22 protein-coding genes and 1 tRNA gene are annotated in these 16,736 nt (G+C 52.3%); all 23 read left to right on the top strand.

All coding sequences use genetic code 11. The features are described from left to right. Positions 1–33 precede the first annotated feature (33 nt). The 23 genes from INT33_RS17720 (at position 34) to INT33_RS17610 (ending at position 16,070) form a co-directional block, all read left to right on the top strand. A complete protein-coding gene (locus INT33_RS17720; RefSeq protein ID WP_193092628.1) occupies positions 34–594 on the top strand; it encodes a nitroreductase family protein in 561 nt (186 codons plus the stop codon). Positions 595–607: 13 nt separating this feature from the next. Continuing rightward, positions 608–1,111, top strand: coding sequence for a YiiD C-terminal domain-containing protein (locus tag INT33_RS17715; protein ID WP_193092627.1), 504 nt, complete (start codon positions 608–610; stop codon positions 1,109–1,111). Between the two features lie 120 nt (positions 1,112–1,231). Further along, positions 1,232–1,319: transfer RNA gene (locus tag INT33_RS17710), tRNA-Ser, on the top strand. 141 nt (positions 1,320–1,460) lie between these two features. Further along, a complete protein-coding gene (locus INT33_RS17705) occupies positions 1,461–2,708 on the top strand; it encodes a tyrosine-type recombinase/integrase (protein ID WP_193092626.1) in 1,248 nt (415 codons plus the stop codon). Further along, the gene (locus tag INT33_RS17700) at positions 2,701–3,693 is read left to right on the top strand and encodes a hypothetical protein (RefSeq protein ID WP_193092625.1); all 993 of its coding nucleotides are present in this window, start codon (positions 2,701–2,703) and stop codon (positions 3,691–3,693) included. Before INT33_RS17705 ends, INT33_RS17700 begins: the two co-directional genes overlap by 8 nt. A gap of 89 nt (positions 3,694–3,782) precedes the next feature. After that, positions 3,783–3,977: a helix-turn-helix transcriptional regulator gene (locus INT33_RS17695; RefSeq protein WP_193092624.1), complete on the top strand. Its 195-nt coding sequence runs from the start codon at positions 3,783–3,785 to the stop codon at positions 3,975–3,977. Next, positions 3,977–4,237 (top strand): helix-turn-helix domain-containing protein, encoded by a 261-nt coding sequence (locus tag INT33_RS17690; protein ID WP_193092623.1) that lies wholly within the window; start codon positions 3,977–3,979, stop codon positions 4,235–4,237. Before INT33_RS17695 ends, INT33_RS17690 begins: the two co-directional genes overlap by 1 nt. A gap of 263 nt (positions 4,238–4,500) precedes the next feature. Beyond that, a complete protein-coding gene (locus tag INT33_RS17685; protein WP_193092622.1) occupies positions 4,501–4,686 on the top strand; it encodes a hypothetical protein in 186 nt (61 codons plus the stop codon). Further along, positions 4,683–4,916 (top strand): hypothetical protein, encoded by a 234-nt coding sequence (locus INT33_RS17680; protein WP_193092621.1) that lies wholly within the window; start codon positions 4,683–4,685, stop codon positions 4,914–4,916. Before INT33_RS17685 ends, INT33_RS17680 begins: the two co-directional genes overlap by 4 nt. After that, complete coding sequence (locus INT33_RS17675) at positions 4,913–5,161, top strand: hypothetical protein (RefSeq protein WP_193092620.1); 249 nt, start codon at positions 4,913–4,915, stop codon at positions 5,159–5,161. Before INT33_RS17680 ends, INT33_RS17675 begins: the two co-directional genes overlap by 4 nt. Next, on the top strand, positions 5,158–5,334 hold the full coding sequence (locus tag INT33_RS17670) for a hypothetical protein (protein WP_193092619.1): 177 nt from the start codon (positions 5,158–5,160) through the stop codon (positions 5,332–5,334). Before INT33_RS17675 ends, INT33_RS17670 begins: the two co-directional genes overlap by 4 nt. After that, positions 5,331–5,561, top strand: coding sequence for a hypothetical protein (locus tag INT33_RS17665; RefSeq protein WP_193092618.1), 231 nt, complete (start codon positions 5,331–5,333; stop codon positions 5,559–5,561). Before INT33_RS17670 ends, INT33_RS17665 begins: the two co-directional genes overlap by 4 nt. Then, positions 5,546–6,052, top strand: a complete 507-nt coding sequence (locus tag INT33_RS17660; RefSeq protein WP_193092617.1) for a CHC2 zinc finger domain-containing protein — start codon at positions 5,546–5,548, stop codon at positions 6,050–6,052. The genes INT33_RS17665 and INT33_RS17660 overlap by 16 nt, the downstream gene beginning before the upstream one ends. Then, positions 6,045–7,550, top strand: a complete 1,506-nt coding sequence (locus INT33_RS17655; RefSeq protein ID WP_193092616.1) for a YfjI family protein — start codon at positions 6,045–6,047, stop codon at positions 7,548–7,550. The genes INT33_RS17660 and INT33_RS17655 overlap by 8 nt, the downstream gene beginning before the upstream one ends. Next, on the top strand, positions 7,550–7,924 hold the full coding sequence (locus INT33_RS17650) for a hypothetical protein (protein WP_193092615.1): 375 nt from the start codon (positions 7,550–7,552) through the stop codon (positions 7,922–7,924). The genes INT33_RS17655 and INT33_RS17650 overlap by 1 nt, the downstream gene beginning before the upstream one ends. Positions 7,925–8,274: 350 nt before the next feature. Then, on the top strand, positions 8,275–8,868 hold the full coding sequence (locus INT33_RS17645; RefSeq protein WP_193092614.1) for a hypothetical protein: 594 nt from the start codon (positions 8,275–8,277) through the stop codon (positions 8,866–8,868). Positions 8,869–8,885: 17 nt separating this feature from the next. Next, the gene (locus INT33_RS17640; RefSeq protein ID WP_193092613.1) at positions 8,886–9,206 is read left to right on the top strand and encodes a hypothetical protein; all 321 of its coding nucleotides are present in this window, start codon (positions 8,886–8,888) and stop codon (positions 9,204–9,206) included. 29 nt (positions 9,207–9,235) lie between these two features. Continuing rightward, positions 9,236–9,460: a hypothetical protein gene (locus INT33_RS17635; protein WP_193092612.1), complete on the top strand. Its 225-nt coding sequence runs from the start codon at positions 9,236–9,238 to the stop codon at positions 9,458–9,460. Between the two features lie 9 nt (positions 9,461–9,469). Then, complete coding sequence (locus INT33_RS17630) at positions 9,470–12,505, top strand: phage tail tape measure protein (RefSeq protein WP_193092611.1); 3,036 nt, start codon at positions 9,470–9,472, stop codon at positions 12,503–12,505. Positions 12,506–12,586: 81 nt separating this feature from the next. Continuing rightward, the gene (locus tag INT33_RS17625) at positions 12,587–12,766 is read left to right on the top strand and encodes a hypothetical protein (protein ID WP_193092610.1); all 180 of its coding nucleotides are present in this window, start codon (positions 12,587–12,589) and stop codon (positions 12,764–12,766) included. Between the two features lie 80 nt (positions 12,767–12,846). Then, entirely contained in the window at positions 12,847–13,341 is a 495-nt protein-coding gene (locus tag INT33_RS17620) for a hypothetical protein (protein ID WP_193092609.1), read from the top strand. A 419-nt stretch (positions 13,342–13,760) separates the two neighbouring features. Continuing rightward, positions 13,761–14,081 (top strand): hypothetical protein, encoded by a 321-nt coding sequence (locus tag INT33_RS17615; RefSeq protein WP_193092608.1) that lies wholly within the window; start codon positions 13,761–13,763, stop codon positions 14,079–14,081. Positions 14,082–15,494: 1,413 nt separating this feature from the next. Continuing rightward, positions 15,495–16,070 (top strand): hypothetical protein, encoded by a 576-nt coding sequence (locus tag INT33_RS17610; protein ID WP_193092607.1) that lies wholly within the window; start codon positions 15,495–15,497, stop codon positions 16,068–16,070. Positions 16,071–16,736 lie beyond the last annotated feature (666 nt).

Here is a 16,736-nt window from a genome sequence, read left to right as displayed (position 1 = left end):
GTAGTGGCTAACTGATTGATAGGATGAAACCAAATGGATGGACTCACGCTTCTTCATAGCCGTAGCTCAATGGGCAAGTTGGTTGAGCCTGCGCCCACTGCCGAGCAGATGGACGCCATTTACCAGGCAGCCCTACGTGCCCCCGACCACAAAGAACTGCGCCCCTGGCGGTTTATTGAGTTCACCGGGGAAGGGCGTACGCGCCTGGGTGAGCTGTTTGCTGAAGCTGAGTTTCAGGAAGACCCCAGTGCCGACGACGACACGCTGAATTCAGCGCGTAAAAAGCCGCTGCGCGCGCCGATGATTATCGCCGTAATCGCCAAGGTAACGCCGGATCTTCCCAAAGTGCCCAAGATGGAGCAGGTGATTTCCGCAGGCTGCGCCGCCCACGGCATCTTGCTGGCGGCCCACGCACAGGAGCTGGGTGCCATGTGGCGTAGCGGCAAGTACGCGTTTGACCCCGTGGTACGCAAAGGGCTTTCCCTGGAAGAAGACGACGAAGTGGTCGCGTTTATCTACCTGGGCAACCTGGGCGGGCGCCACAAGCCGCTGGCCGAACACAATGTGGCTGACTTTGTAGAGCGTTGGGCATAAGGAGGCAACCGCCATGCGACAGCCCGGTGTACCTCATCCACGTTTGCCCCTCCCGGAAGGCCAGGAAGACCTGGGCGCCTTTCAACAGTGGTTAGGCGAGGCAATCCCGATGGTGGGTGCCATGGGGATTGAAAGCATGTCGTTGCATAACCAGTCGCTCACTTGGCAACTAGCCCTGATGCCCAACCTGAACGACAAAGGCACCGGCTTTGGTGGCGCGCTAAGTGCGCAAACCACGCTACAAGGCTGGTGCTGGGTCACGCTGTGGCTGCGTGGGCAGGGGCTCGCACGCGATGTAGTGGTTGCCGAGGCCACGCAGCGCTTCCTGGCCCCGGTAACCGGTGACTATCGCCTGATATGCACGCCAGAAGAGCCTGATGGCGTTGAGCAGCTCACCCAAAAGCTTGCCGAACGGGGTAAAGGGCGCATCGCGCTAACCCAACAGCTCTACTGTGGCGATGCGCTCTGCCTGGAAGCCCATGGCAGCTACGCGGTGTTATCGAGCAGCGATGCTTAGCACCAATGAATAGCGGCAAGCCACTGATTCTGAAAAAGGCTTGCTATTTGGCCGCTTAAACCATAGTATATGCGCCGTTCTGTCGCGAAAGGCACGGCCCAAGTGATTGAACCAAAATGTGGAGAGGTGTCCGAGTGGTCGAAGGAGCACGCCTGGAAAGTGTGTAAGTCGTAAGGCTTCGAGGGTTCGAATCCCTCCCTCTCCGCCAAAATACATGATTAACCCGCCCTTCGAGGCGGGTTTTTCGTTTCTAAGCCCCGCCATTGCTGGTTTTCCTTGTCTCACACCGTATCACCTACTATCATCCAATAACGTCTATTTATGTTGGGTATATAGTTGGGTGTTGGATATGCCGAAAATCGCTAAAGAATTGAGCCCACTTGAGGTTAAGCGCCTGAGCACCCCCGGTTTTCATGCCGTGGGCGGTGTTTCTGGGCTTCACCTTCAAATCAATGATCGTGGTGGCCGCTCTTGGATACTACGCACGAAGGTAGGCAGCAAGCGCCGCGATATCGGCCTTGGTGGTGCCTCGGAAGTTACGCTAAAGGATGCCAGAGAGCGCGCCGTCGAGGTCAAACAACGTATTAAGGTCGAAGGTATAGACCCTGTTCTTGAGAAGAAGAGCAAGCGTGCTGCATTGATTGCTGCCCAAGCTAAGGCGGTCACTTTTGAAGATTGTGCTCGTCGCGTTATCACCAAGAAGCAAGCTGAGGCTGGTAATAGAAAACATGCCAAACAGTGGGAGTCTACGCTTGAGCGCTACGCATACCCGGTACTTGGGAAAATAGCCGTTGGTGATATCGAGCTAGCCCATATTGTGGAGGTGCTGGAGCCGTACTGGTCTACTAAAACGGAAACCATGACCCGGGTGCGCCAGAGGATAGAGGCCGTCTTGGCCTATTCCATCACCCATGGCTACCGTGATACTGCCAATGTGGCGGTCTGGAAAGGCAACCTTGAAACGATCCTGCCAGCACCTACAAAAATAGCGAAAGTGGCGCACCATACCGCGCTGGCCTTTGATGATATGCATGGCTTTATGATCGATCTTCGTAACAGGACCGGCAACGCTGCTAGATGCTTGGAGTTTACGGTTTTAACCGCCACAAGGTCAGGCGAGGCGAGGGGGGCCACTTGGGACGAGATAGACTTGGCTTCCAAGGTTTGGGTTATTCCTGCTGAGAGAATGAAGGCAGGCCAAGAACACCGTGTGCCGCTATCTGACCAGGCTATCAAGTTGTTGGAGACCCAGCCGAGAGATAACCGCTTAGTGTTTCCTGCACCCCGAGGCGGAAAGCTTTCAGATGCCGCTATGAGCGCCTTGCTTAAAAGGATGGGCATTAAGGCTACCGTTCACGGCTTCCGTTCTACCTTCCGCGATTGGGCTGCTGAGCGTACATCAACCCCTAATCAGATTGCCGAGATGGCGTTAGCTCACACTGTAAAAGGCGTAGAAGGTGCTTATCGCCGCGGTGATCTATTAACGAAGCGGGGGCGGCTGATGGGCCAGTGGGCCGACTTCATTGATCAAGAAGTTAATCCAAGCGTAGCGAGCATTAGAGGCCAAGATAAGATAGGGAGAACGACCAATGGATGATGTAATTCACCTACCTTTCCGGGGTTACTTATATCTGGATGAGGCAGTAGAAATTGCCTCGCGGGCTTTGGGAAGAGCAGTTGAAGAGCCAGACATCTTGGGGTTTTGCCTAAATGGAGAGTTAACGGCAAGCGTGAAATTTAAAGGTGAAACAAAAGGGGTCTTATTAAAGGAAGTGGATGAGCAAGATTTGCCTGTCGAAATTAGTAAACCAGGAACGTATTTTTTTCATGACAACCCTTCTTGGGATTCTCTGGATGATGAGGCAAAGCTCGTTAGTGGAGTGAAGTCTCTCTCTCAAATATCCGAGGAAAATCCTGAATTATACGCGGCTATACAGGATGGAACTTATCAAACTAGGCCGATATGGAACGAGAGGTTAGGAGGAACCAAGCGAGGCATAATAAATTCTCGCCCTGTTGAGATAAATCCAGTGCCTATGCGGCTTTTTGGCAATTACGCTGGCAGAGCATGGATAAAATACTTATGGAAGGCTTTGTCTATTAAAGAGCTTGAGACTGAGGATAGGCGTTTTAGCCTTATGATCACGACTGATGAAGGTGTTGTAATTAGTCCTATTGAGAAGCAGGAGCGCCACCCAGCTCTTATGAGGAGGAGCTCTGACTGGGAAAGTGGGGGCGGTTTTAATTACAAACCATCGTATATTCATGCGAGTAATCTGCAAATTGCATTTTTGAACGAAGACTTCAGTCTCTTGCTTCGCAACGTTTTTCACATCAAGGAAAAAGTCGATGTTGAACAAAGCAGCGAAACAAAGGCGCTAGAGGTGCTGGGGCTGTTTATGGAAGCTTTTTCGAAAGAAAAGGGGGGGCGCTTCATAAGTGGAGATAGCCCCAATTTCTCTGCTTTAGCTGAATACCTTGGGGATCACGTTGATGAGGACGTTTATGGTTTTAGAAATAGAAAAATACAAGGTGTGCTGAGCAGTGCATACAAAGAATGGGAGAGAAAGAAGCGCTCCTGACTTGCATTTTTCATTTTGCATTTGCACCACTGACTTAGTCCGATTCTCCACGATACCTCATGCAACCAACAAGCATGAGGTACTACAGGATGAGTCAATCCAGCGAATACGCTACCGTTGCCACCCTGGCAAAGCGCTATGACGTAGGCCCAGCCACTATATGGCGCTGGTCAGCCAATCCAAAGCATCCATTCCCACAGCCAATCAAGCTAGGCCCTAACTGCACACGCTGGCGCATTGAAGATATTGAAGCGTTTGAGGCGCGTTGCAAGGAGGTGGCTTGATGTCCAGCCAAGCCAACGACTCCACTAGTCAACGCATACGCATCTTGGCCCGCTTAAAGCAGGGCCCGGTTACTACTCTTGAGCTATTACAAGAAGAAAACATCCTTCGCCCAGGCGCGCGTATCTGTGAGTTGCGAGAGAAGGGTCACGATATACGAACCCACCTACAGGATGTGATCGATCCATGGGGGCGCAAGCATAGCCGCGTGGCGCTGTATTACCTGCCGACTGGTGCCAATGGCACTAAAGGTGGTGTTTGATGTTGACCATTCTAATGACTAACCGCTATGCTGAGCTTGCTGACGCAAAATCGTCAGCCGGGCGTAGGAACCCGAGTTCACAAAGGCGCAATAGCGCCCACATTGACGGCGCTTTTTTAGTGCCCGTCAGTTATGGCGGCTGTGCGTGGGCAGACTTCGGTCTGGCCGGTTTCCTTTGTGACCGGTTTCCTACCCCGCGTACGGTCGCCACCCAATCCCGTAGGAAGGATCGTGGCGACTCCAATCACAAAGGAGTCTTGCTCATGGCCAAGTTACGCCTATTCCCTACCCGCAACCCCGCCGAAAAAGCCGCCGCACACCGTGCAATGGCTAAAGCTGCCTTGTTTGCTGATACCAGCGCCAGTACCCGCCTTAAGCGTTACAACCATCACATCGAAAAAGCTCGCCATCTTGAAGCCGCTGTTAGCGGTCTGGAGGTGTGCTCATGAATACTGCAAAACGTCATATTGACGCCCTGGAAAGCCGCATCGGTTTAATGGCCACCCTTGCCAACATTATCAGCATTGACAGGACGCGTAATGGTAACGAAGGCGAAGCGCCTATTCTCAACGACTGCCATTACAGCTCGCTAATAGAGGCCATCGAGATAGTGGCCGAGAGCTGCTATGGAGAGCTTGGCCAGCTTGATGAAAAGATTGAAGGGGAGGCCCAGCCATGAGCCTATTTAAGATTACCTTCGCTCGCTCTGGTCAAGACACCGTCGTTAAGGCTACCGATTGGCGTGATGCTGCGCGCCAGACTGGCCATAGTGACGCTTGCTATATCACTCACCACGAAAAGGCCGCTGTTCCGGTGGCTGCTTGGATTGACGCCGATATACCGCATGGCATAGGTGCTCATACCGTAGAGAGCGCACTGGCTGGCGTTATTGCCTACCTGGATTCTTTGGAGGTGGCCCAATGATGCCCGTAGCCATTAATTGCGACCTACGCACCCGTGTCATCCGTTTTCACTTCACCAACCCGGATCGCTTTTTAACAGCCGAGCAGGCGCTTGCTAGCGGTTTAGTCAATTGCCTTGAGTTCAAGGCGATTCAGCGCGAAGCCCAGGCATTTAGCAAGGAAACAGGTCTATGACACCTCAAGATCAAACCTACCTGCTGAAAGCCGCCCTTACGGGTGACGTTCGCCAGATGGAGCAGGCATCCAAAATCCTTGCAGGCGTGGCAATGCTGCTGAACGACCATGACCTTGACGGCCTGAAACGTGAGGCACTGATTGAAACGCTGTGGCTGCTATCCAGCACCTTCGAGGAGCGCCGTAGCTGGCTGGAGCAGGAGGGCTATGTATGCAGCGAGCAATAAAAACGCCCGACCGAAGCCGAGCGCAAAAGAATACTGTTCAAGCCAATAATAGCATCCGCGCTGACGTTCACACCATGCTGAATCGGCTCGACAAGGTAAAGGAAAACGGGCCGGGCCGCTGGCTGGCATGTTGCCCTGCACACAAGGACCGCTCGCCTAGCTTGGCGGTGCGTGAAACCTCAGACGGCACCATCCTGATGAAGTGCTTTGCAGGATGCCCAACGGGGGATGTGCTGGCCGCCATTGGCTTGGAGCTTAAAGACCTGTTCCCTGAGCGTGACAACGACGCATACAGCAAGAGCAAGCGCCCTGGTGAACGCTGGGTTCCCCGTGACGTACTGGCAGCGGTGGCCCGTGAAGCCTTGATAGCGCTATTAGCGGCTGAGGCTGTGAGTAGCGGGACGCTGTTATCTGACGTTGACCGCAACCGTCTAGCGGTGGCCGCTGGTCGTTTGAGGGCTGCCGCAAAGGAGGTGGGCGCTCATGTCTAACACGGCTGAAAATTGGCTAGATCAACGGATTGATAAGGTAGCGCCTCCAAGGCCGTTACCGGAAAGTCTGCCTGAAGTGCCTGCCTTTAATCTGGAAATGCTGCCAGAGGAGATACGCGACTATGTGCTAGATGTTGCCCAGCGTATCCAGTGCCCGCCTGAATATTGCGCGGTATCGGCGCTAGCCCTGCTGGCTGGCCTGGTAGGCCATAAAGTACGGATGCGTCCAAAGCAGCACGATGATTGGGAAATTGTCATTGTGCTGTGGGCAGTGCTGGTGGGCGACCCTTCGGCAATGAAAACCCCGGCAATCAAGGCAATGCGCTTTGCTGTTGATGCTATTGAGGCAGAGGCAAGGCGAGAGCATGAGAAGGCTGTTAAAGAGTATAAGCAGGAAATAGAGCTATTCGATGTGGCCAAAGCTGCTGTGAAGAAGAAGGCCAAGGATCAGGCCGCCAAAGGCGATATGGATGCAGCCAAGGAAACCTTGGGCAGCATAAAGGAACCCGCGCCGCCTGAGCCTGCTGAGCGCTACATTCTGAACGATGCGACGGTTGAGAAAGCTGGCGAGCTCATGAACCAGTTTGACCACCACTTGACCATCTTGCGGGATGAATTGGCGGGCCTGCTGGCAAAGCTGCAGCAGGAGGAGAACGCCGCTGAACGTGCTTTTTACCTTGAGTGCTTCAATGGTGACTCCCGGTTTACCTATGACCGCATAGGACGCGGAACCATCGCTATTGAACGCTGCGCCTTAAACATCATTGGCGGCATTCAGCCGAGCAAGTTAGCCCCTATTGTTCGTGGTGCCAAGGGGACGGTTAATGATGGCTTGATACAGCGTTTCCAGCTGGCTGTTTGGCCAGACGGCAAGCCTTCATGGAAGTGGATCGACCGAAAACCTGACCCTAAAGCCAAGGAGCGCTTTTCACAGGTGTTTTATCGCCTGCACTCGCTGGAATTGGGTACTGATGATGATGGAGACCCACCTGCTTGGCGCTTCACCGCTGATGCTCAAGAGCTGTTCATCGAGTGGATGACAGAAATCAATGTCGAATGCCGTTCCGGAAACCTTTCTCCATTGATAGCTGAACACCTGCTGAAAATGCCTAAAACGGTAGGTAGCTTGGCGCTGCTTTTCGCGGTGATAGATGGCGAGCAAGACAGCGTGGGTAAGACCTCTACCGCCCGCGCCCTTGAGTGGGCCGACTTCCTGCGCGCCCATGCAGAGCGCTTGTACAGTGCTGCCACCAACAGCGGCATTCAGGGCGCCAAGTTGATTTTGAAGCGCCGCCAGAAGCTGCCTAACCCGTTCAAGGTTAAGCAGGTAAAACAACGTGGCTGGCAAGGCCTGGACACAACCGAAGCCGTGCAAGGAGCGCTGGACGTGCTTGTTGAGCATGGATATCTGACTGAATTGGAGGTGCCGACAACCGGAAGGCCGCGCATCGACTTCTATTGGCATCAGGAGTATGTGCCGACTCAGGAGGCCGAGTAATGGGACGCTGGCTTGAAAAAATAGAAAAAGGGGGTGGTGACACCCCCTCTAAACCAACCAAAAGCCCTTTAGGAGGTTTAGAGGGGGGAGTGGGTGGGCCTTATTTAGAAAAAAGCGCGGATGTAGGCCCGTTAACGTCTACTGATTGGCTGGCGTGGATCGCCGAACGCTGCCCCCTGGTGCCGGAAGATAGCCGCCATGTGGCTGCTGCTCTTATACGCCTTCACCCACGAATGCAGCAACGGCTTGCCGAGCGGTACGTAGAGGAGTGGCGCACCGCTGCCAGCGATGAAACCGCTTATCACAAGCGAGATAACGTTGGGCGACGTGCGGCCAATCTATTTATTACTCGCTTAAAAAGAGAATACGAATAATAGAGGGCTATCACCCCCTCTAAACCACCATAAAGCTCTATACGATATATGGCGGACAGTAAGTCCTCTACTGTTAGATTTATATCAATGTCTTATGTTTTGTTTTTGCAAGTTACCAACAAAATACCCAACATAAACTATGTTTTTACCGGCTTTTATGTTCTATGATGACTGTATGTAAAAACAGCACTGGTGGATCAGATGACACGTCCTAAAGGTACGCCAAACGCGAGGCCTTCTAAGCCAGAAATCGAAAGCTATTTTCGGCTATTAAGAAGCGCGGCTCAAAAAGGTGATGTTAACGCCGCGGCCAAACTAATCGAGCTATCTCAACAACCGAGGGCAGCACAATGAAAGGAATGAACGCGGCAGAAATCAGAAGCCGGCTAGCGGAAATCAACAACGAGCAAGCGGCCTTTGATAGCCGAGACTTTGACGCCGAGCTTAGCCAGGTGATTGTTAATGGCGGCAACGTTGACGCCTTGGAGGAGCAGCATTTACAGGCCGAGCGCCTGGCTCGCCGCTTACGGGTAGAGCGTCAGGCGTTAGAAGGTGCGTTGCCGGACACTATGGCCAAGGAAGCCGCCCAGGCAGTAATCGACTTAGTTGAGCAGCACGACCAGCTCCGGGTAAAGCACCATAAAAAGGCGGATGAGATTGTAGCCGCCATCACCCAGCTCGAGCCTTTAGTGGAAGAGCTTTTCCAGCTTTCGGCTCAGATGCGCAACACAGCCTTTTCGATAGACGGGAAGGTTGGCGATCTGGAAAGAAAGACCGGCCAGAACGTAGATATTCCAGCCCTTCAATACCCGCAACACGCCCCGCTTATCGAGAAAAAAGAGTTTCTTGGCAAGCTTTCAAGCCGCCTTACCTATTCGAACGTTTCTCGATACGACCGAGGAATGCCCAGCAAACTGACCTACAAGCCCGCTGACGCGGCTTAACCAACGAGGCTATCGATATGGCAAGCCATTTTGCTACAAACGTCCCCGGCACCAATCCCACGCGGTGGAGCGGCAATGCTCCAACCAACCAAGGTGGTGAGCTGACCGAGCAGGAGCTTAAGGAAGTGATCCAAGACCACTTAGTTAAGCCGTTACAGACCCAAATAAAATCACTTCAGCTAACCGTCGACGCGGCGGCCGAAGCACAGAAAAGGCTTCGCGCAGATATTGCCGAGGTCGAGGCTGACCAGAAGGCGCGCGGGATCTATCGAGAGCCGCAAACGACCGTGGTTAACCAGCATCAATACAGAGGTCCTCAAGACACGCTGCCTGATTAACCCAACGGTCTGAACAGGAGGAAGGGGCAATGAAGGCACAGGCAAAGCCAGTAGAGCTTGATCAGGCCGTACAGATGGTTGAGTTCTTCGCAGACGCCGGCATGGCCAAAGACCCGCTATTTCGAACCCTGGTTATAGCAGCCAGGGCGGGGCTTGATTACGAGCTACAGCAGCAGCGTTTTAGCAGGAAGGCTTGCCGATCCCTGCTGGCAAGGTTGAATGCGGCCGAAGCTCATACGAATAGTATTCACTGAGGGTAATTTATGAGCGTAAACGTCGGCCGCCTGTATTACACCGTGGATGCCCAAACAGAGGGGCTTTTAAAGGCTGAGCAAGAGATCGACCGATCTATTCAAAAAATTGAGCGCGAGTTCGACGGTGCAGCGAATTCCACGGATAAATTCGGCCGCCAGATGACCCAGCTCAAGCCGATCACCAAGGGAGTTAAGCAGGAAACTGACCGCCTTGGCAGCTCGCTTAATGGTGTGAAACGATTCGCCGGTATAGCCGCCGCAGCTTTAGCAACAGTTGGTATTGGCGCATCTCTTCAAGCTGCTGTTAATCAGGTTGCCGATTTTCAAACCGCCATGAATGGCCTAGCTGCCGTCTCTCGCGCTACTGAATCACAAATGGCTGATCTTGAGAAGCAAGCTCGATCACTCGGGGCCACGTCACAATTCAGCGCTCAACAGGCGGCAGAGGCGCAGCGCTTTCTTGCCCAGGCGGGCTTTCAGGTCAACGAAATACTGGCATCCACGCCGGGTATATTGCAGCTTGCTACGGCTGGCAGTCTTGATCTTGCCAGCGCCGCCGACATCGCATCTAACGTGCTGGGCGGCATGCGGCTTGAGGTTGGCCAGCTTGGCCGTGTTAATGACGTACTGGCTGCTACTGCATCGCGGTCAAACACCACGATTGAGCAATTAGGACAAGCGCTTTCATTTGCCGCACCCTTCGCTGCCAGTGCTGGTATATCAATTGAGGAGGCCGCAGCATCTATTGGCAATATGTCAGATGCGGGCATCCAGGCTAGCCGAGCGGGTACAGGTCTAGTCGGCGTGATTCGTCAGCTATCAAACGTCACCAGCGGCGGCGAGGATATTCTCGATAAATACGGCCTCAGCATCGCTGATGTAAACATTGAGGCGCGTGGACTAGGTCCAGTTCTTGAAACGCTAAGGGGTGCGAACCTAAGCACGGCTGACGCTATCGCCCTGTTTGGCTCTGAAGCGGGCGCCGCTGCCCAGGTTCTGGTAAATGACTACAAAGGCGCTATCACTGATGCAGCTGGTGAAGCTGAACGCATGGCTGGCATTATTGAGCAAGGGTTAGGGCCTGCGATGAAGTCGCTTAGCTCTGCCATCGCTGAATCAATATTGCAGCTAGGCGATAGCGGGCTAGCGGGCGGCCTTGAAAACGTCATCAAAACTGCGACTGGCGTTATCAGTGTATGGAACGGCATGGGCGACGCATGGGCGGAGGCAAATGACGTTGGTGAAGAGTCTCTTCGCGTTGTTGAGGGGCTTGCGGCAGCTATACAGGTAATGTCAGCCGCAGCCGGTGCGCGTGCCGTACAGGCTATCGGCGGGCTGGTGGCGGCCAAAGCGGGGTGGACGGCAGGAACGCTGACGCTGACCGGGGCGCTGGCTGGGCTCCGGACCGTGTTAATGACGCTGTTTGGGCCGGTAGGCCTTGTTGTTGGTGCAGCTACTGCAATTTACACGTTCCGCGATGAGCTTGGCTTGGTTCAAAGAGAAGCAAATCAAACTCGCCTAGATATTCACGGATTGGCGGGAGCCTTCCGAGAGCTTGAGGCATCGCAGCGACTGCTTACGAATTCAGCGCTGGCTGGAAACCTGGCTGTTCAGAGAGCGGCGGCGGCAGAGCTTAAGGGAGAGATAGAGTCAATATCCTCTCTGATCGAAAACAGTGGCCAGCTCACGCCCCAGGGCGGTGCAATGGAAATTGCATCGGCCGAGGACCTGGCTAGGGCGCGAGAGCTGCAACGAGAATTAACGTCAATCAATGTAAGCATTGAGGATGGCGAAAAGCTACTGCATGAATATAACGACATCATGGTGGAGTTGTCGCAAACACGGCCAGACATCACCCCGCCAGGACGAACGGAATCAGGCGGTACTGGTGCAGACGAAAAAGCCAAGCGAGAGACTGAGCGCCTAAAGCAGGAAATGGATCGTCGCCGCCAGGCGGTGGTTTCCTCACTACAGACCGAAAGCGAAGCCGCCTTCTCTGAATATCAGCGCCGGAACGTTGAGATTCAGTCGCTTTTTGAAGAAGGCAGCGCGCAGCAGCGTGACTTACTTAGCCGCAATAATGAAAGTTACCTGCAAAAATTGCAGGAGCTTAATGCCCGCGAAAAAGAAGAAGCACTTCGCCATCAAGAGGAGATGGCCCAGCAGCGCAAAGAGGATTACGCAAAATGCCTCCAGGAAATCACTGGCTTTAGCGAGCAAGCGGTGCAAAAGCTGCTTGAGATTCAGACTAACGCAGGCGACCCCATGGCTGCCCTAACCCGCAACCTAGGCGATGCGTTTGTCAATCTTGATGACACTATTGCCAGCGCGTTTATGAACGGTATGCAGAACGCTGAGGGTATGAACGACATCCTTAAAAGCGTAGGCCAGACAGTGGCGGGGTCATTGCTCCAATCGTTCATCAAGCTTGGCGTGCAGATGCTTATTAATGCCGCTATGGGGCAGACAATGCAGACGGCCGCTACTAGCGCTGCTGTCACAGGGGGAGCAACCGCCCTTGCTGCATGGCAGCCCGCTGCTATCGCTGCCTCAATCGCCACCTTCGGCGCTGCTGCCGGCATAGGCTCTGGAGCATACGTTGCATCTCAAGCCGTGGGCGTGGGCACTGGCTTCATGTCGCAAATCGCCGCAACTGGCTATGCATCCGGTGGATACACCGGCTCCGGGTCACGTAATGAACCCGCGGGGATTGTTCACCGTGGCGAGTACGTCATGCCGAAAAACGTTGTTGACCAGCCAGGCATGCGTAGCCACCTAGAGGGACTGAAATCAGGGCAACGCTATCTATCAATGGGTAATAGTGGCAGCGGAGCATCACCAGGCTCTGGTGGAAGCAATATTCAAATCCACATCCATAACGAAGGCAAAGATATGGAGGTCGACCGCACTGAGAGTCGAACAGGGGCCGGCGGCCTGAGAGAAATGCATGTATTCGTCCGGAATTCATTTAAAGGGATGATGAAAGATGGCTCGATCGATAAAGATATGAATCTTAATTATGGAATCAACAGAAGAGGGCGCTAGCGTCCAGATTGATCAGCCCTGCTTTTGCAGGGCCCTAAGTTTCTATGTTGGGCATCAACCCATTTGAATTTGAGGTGTGACGTGAATGACAACGTTGTATCGATTGAAAATATTCTGAAATACAAGCGCGATAAAGAGGCGTTTCTTAAGCAGTATCCCGACCTCCATAAATGGTGCCTCGAAGCAGTGGAGGAAATGATTATAAATGGCGAGATGGATGAAATGTTGGCACGCCATGGGTTTGTGAGGGTTTACAGGTAAATGGCAGGCGAAAACCGATCATAGAGGCGTGGCGATAAGCGTGATCGCCATTGATCTGAACAGTGAGAGAACAGTAGCAGATGGCATACAAAGCAGGTGAAAGCGGCAACCCAGCAGGGCGCCCAAAAGGCAGGCCGGACGCCCGTACACGCTGGCGTAAGGCGATTACTTCAACGATGGTTGGCACCGTCTCTACTAACGGTAATGCCCAGCCCGGAGGCCGCCTGCATGGCGGCAATGTCACGACAGGCAATGCCTATCGTATCGCCGAGGACGGGAAGCGCGAGCTAATGATTCAAAGCACGCAGCAATATTTGTTACCAGGCAGAAGCGGAAAGGCTACGTCTAATGGTGACATGAGCGGCACGGGTAGCGGCATAGGCGGCGGTATATCGATTCATATTCACAACGAAGGTAAGGAACTGGAATTTTCGAGCTCAGAAAGCCGGATGGGTGCTGGTGGCATGAGAGAAATGCATGTTTATGTGAAAAATGCCGTAAAGGGCATGCTTGGAGACGGTTCGCTTGATAAGCCATTAGCTAATAATTTCGGAATTAACCGGAGGGGGCGCTAATGCCTGGCCGGGATAATACATACCGATGGTATTCGAAGGATCAGAAATTGAACTAATGACCCGCGATGGCGAGGTTTGGGCAAGGGGTGCGCAAATTGCTCATGCCTTTGCCATCACCGTGCAGAAGGTTTTTTTTGCAAGTTAGCCAATGGATTTAGGTCGCCATGCAAAAGCAAAAGGATGCGGTCGAGGGGTATCGTTCAATAGCAGCCAGTAGTCTCAAAAGGTCTGGCGTGCTTACTCGTGGATATTCTTGCGATTGGCAATGGACAAATCGGAACGGTGAGCGCGTTGCCGCCATATCGCTACATTGCATTGATCCCAGTAACGTACAGTTTTCTTATAACTGTGATGGCAAACCATACGACTACACGGTTCAGATAGAGTGGCTGCCTTGCCATATGGGTGGAGAGCGGGCCATGTTCCTTTGCCCTGTCTGCAATAAGCGCTGCGCAAAGCTACTGGCGAGTAGTGTATTCGCCTGCCGGGCATGCGTTGGCGTCAATTACGCCTCTCAGCAGCGGGCAAAGCGAGATGCTGCTAATGATCAAGCGTGGAAGCTACGCCGCAAACTAGCGTGCGATTTTGGCGCCCTGGATGCCCCCGCCCACTACATCCCAAAGCCTAAGTGGATGCGTTGGCCTACTTATCACAAAATCGTCAGCCGAATAGAAGAGTATGACCAGCGATCCCTCGAGGGCATGGTGCAGCAGCTAAAAATGATGGGTATCCATCTTTAATGGCCGAGCCACTACGCGAGCATCAGGGCGCTAAGCCGGGTTCTCGGCTCAGTGCCCTGTCAGCGCAACGATAAAGGCAACAAAACGCAACTGCTGGCGCTGTACATAGCCGCAGCAAATGACCGATTTAAAACCCGGGAGCTTGCAGGAATTGCAGTCTATCAATGACCTGCACGGTCAAATTGACCGACCAGCTAAAAGAGGAGGGCCGGCCCCTTTACATGTGATCTTGAGTCACTTCTAGCCGCGCTCAGCCTGACGAATGTGTTTCACTGCATCCATTTCAAATGGTACCAGTTGGGTTCTTTGGGTTTTCGGGCGATCGCTCTATGAGTCGGGGAAAGTAGGGATTTTAAGCCCACTCAGATCAAGCTAGATACCTAATAAAACCTCATATCGAAGGTGCAGGTTAATCTCCACATGTTGAAGAATGCTGAAAACTTAAAGCACGCTCACAGAGCGTTTTCGGCGGCAATTATTAACCCTGCATATCCGTAGAGTTACGCGCCCGGATAATAGTGTCACGGCTGCACTGGTGTAGGTTTCCATGCGATAGTTTCCATATTGGTTTCCACCAAATCCCCAGTATCCACTTACTGGTATCCAGGGCGGTATCCACCAAATCACTAGTTATTACGGAGCTTGGCTAGGCTAGCCATCCGCTTTGAAAGTCGTTCAAAACTACTCACAAATTCCCATCGATTGGTGGTATTAAAATACCCCTAATTCCGGGGATTGAGGAGAGGCGCGGTGTTTTGCGGTTTGAAACCCGGAAACGTGCAGGAATAGCTGACTATCAATAACTTACCCGGTCAAATTGACCGGCCAGCCTTAAGGCCGGGATTCCGGCTTTTCCTCAGCCTGAGTAAAAGCGCGGGAGTTTGTCGGTTTGAGACCGGAGAAAGATAATGGGCAGATCCGCGTTTCAAACGCGCAAGGGCAAAGTAGAGGGTTCCCCCTTTTAATTGTGAGATTCAGTCACTTTTAGCCGTGGTCAATCTGACCACCCGAGACGGTCGTACTGACCTTCCCGGCGATACCCAGGCCATATGAGTTATGAAAACGCAGATGGGCGCAAAATTGCGCTCGTTGAATAGATGTCCTGAAACATCAGGACATCGCTAAAGAGTGACTGAGTGGCTTAAAAAACTCTGCGCTTTCGCAGGGTATTACAAAAGTTTCGTAGAACCCTGCTTCCCTTGCTTTAGTGTTCCTTGTGTTGTTTCGTGGCTTTACGAGGTTTAGAGGGGGAGGGTACTAGGCGTTTTAGCTTTTTAATTCGTCTACGCCTATGCATGGATATCATGCGCGCCGACTACCATCACCTTTAGGCTGGTTACTGAATGGGTGCTAACCAGCTAAGAAAAGATAGGCTATGCTACCGCTGGTAATTAATAATTAAAGGGGCAGGGAATGAAGAAATTAGCTGTTGCTAGCTTAGTACTAGCGCTTTCAGGCTGCGCATCCAATATGGGATTTAAGAGTGACTGGGTAGTAGATCAACGTACAGATCAATTCTATGGCACTACCGCTTGCGCTGTTCAATTCAACGACGCTTTTAAAAACTTGTCAGCTGCTTATGGTGTGCGCTACTTCCCTTTCTTTGCCAAGGCTGGGGATGGGAATGTTTACTTTGGCGTATCTAATAACTATAACGTTCCTGTTGGTGATGTTCTGGTGAAGATTGATCAACATGAGCCAATCCGAATATCCCATACCGAGACGCCAATATCAGAGCATTCATATAAGCCAGCAGCCCAGGGGAATGAGCAGATACAGCAAGCAATGCAAAACGTTATGTCTATGCAAAGCCCTTACACTATGGCTGAGCTAGAAAAATCCCAAGAAATCCTCTCCCAAGCAAGGGGTGGTGAAACTATGATGATTCGCATCATAGGATATGGCGTCAACAATTCAACTGGCTCACAAGATGGCACATACCCAATTACAGCGAATATGCTTTCTGGGCTTAGGCAGTGTGCAATATAATATTACCCCATATCACCCAATGACTTTATTTATGTTGGCTTTTTTGTTGGGTAATTAATAGGTAAGCATGTAAGCTATTGATAATAACGCAATGATGGCGGTCTCCCTCTCCGCCACAGAATATAGAAAAAGCCCGCTGAGCAATCAGCGGGCTTTTTTGTGTTTGGGATTTGGCAGCCCAGACTTTGATCAGGTTTATCACCTTTACCTACCTCAGTCTTGTTTTCGTCAAAACGAAGGTGACAAGGCTTGCTGGCTTCGTTACTGTTATCTTAAGAATCATGAGCTAGCGATATGAGTCTGATAACGACCCAAAGCGGCCCTCCCGGAGAAAGCAGTATGCTAATTCAGTGGTGTTATGCTGCCAGCACGATAATCTATGTTAAACCTCGCCGAGAAAATATTCGCAATTTATGAGAAGAATTTCTGATTTTCTATCAAGAAAGGAATGGACCGGTATAGGCGTCATTGTGGCTATAATAGGGATTGCTGTAGCGATATGGTTGACGCCGATCCTAAAGGTTGAACCAAAGATCGAGGAGAAGCCTCAAACAACGGCTACCCAGAATTCCGTAGCTAACCTGTCTAGGGAAGCTCTGAAAAAGTCACTGCCATCAGCGATAATACGGCTATCGTCAACTGCATAGGATTCAGTGCTGCCATGGA

The organism is Halomonas colorata (genome assembly GCF_014897985.1).
Lineage (GTDB): Bacteria > Pseudomonadota > Gammaproteobacteria > Pseudomonadales > Halomonadaceae > Vreelandella > Vreelandella colorata.
This window is presented reverse-complemented; position numbering and strand designations above follow the sequence as displayed.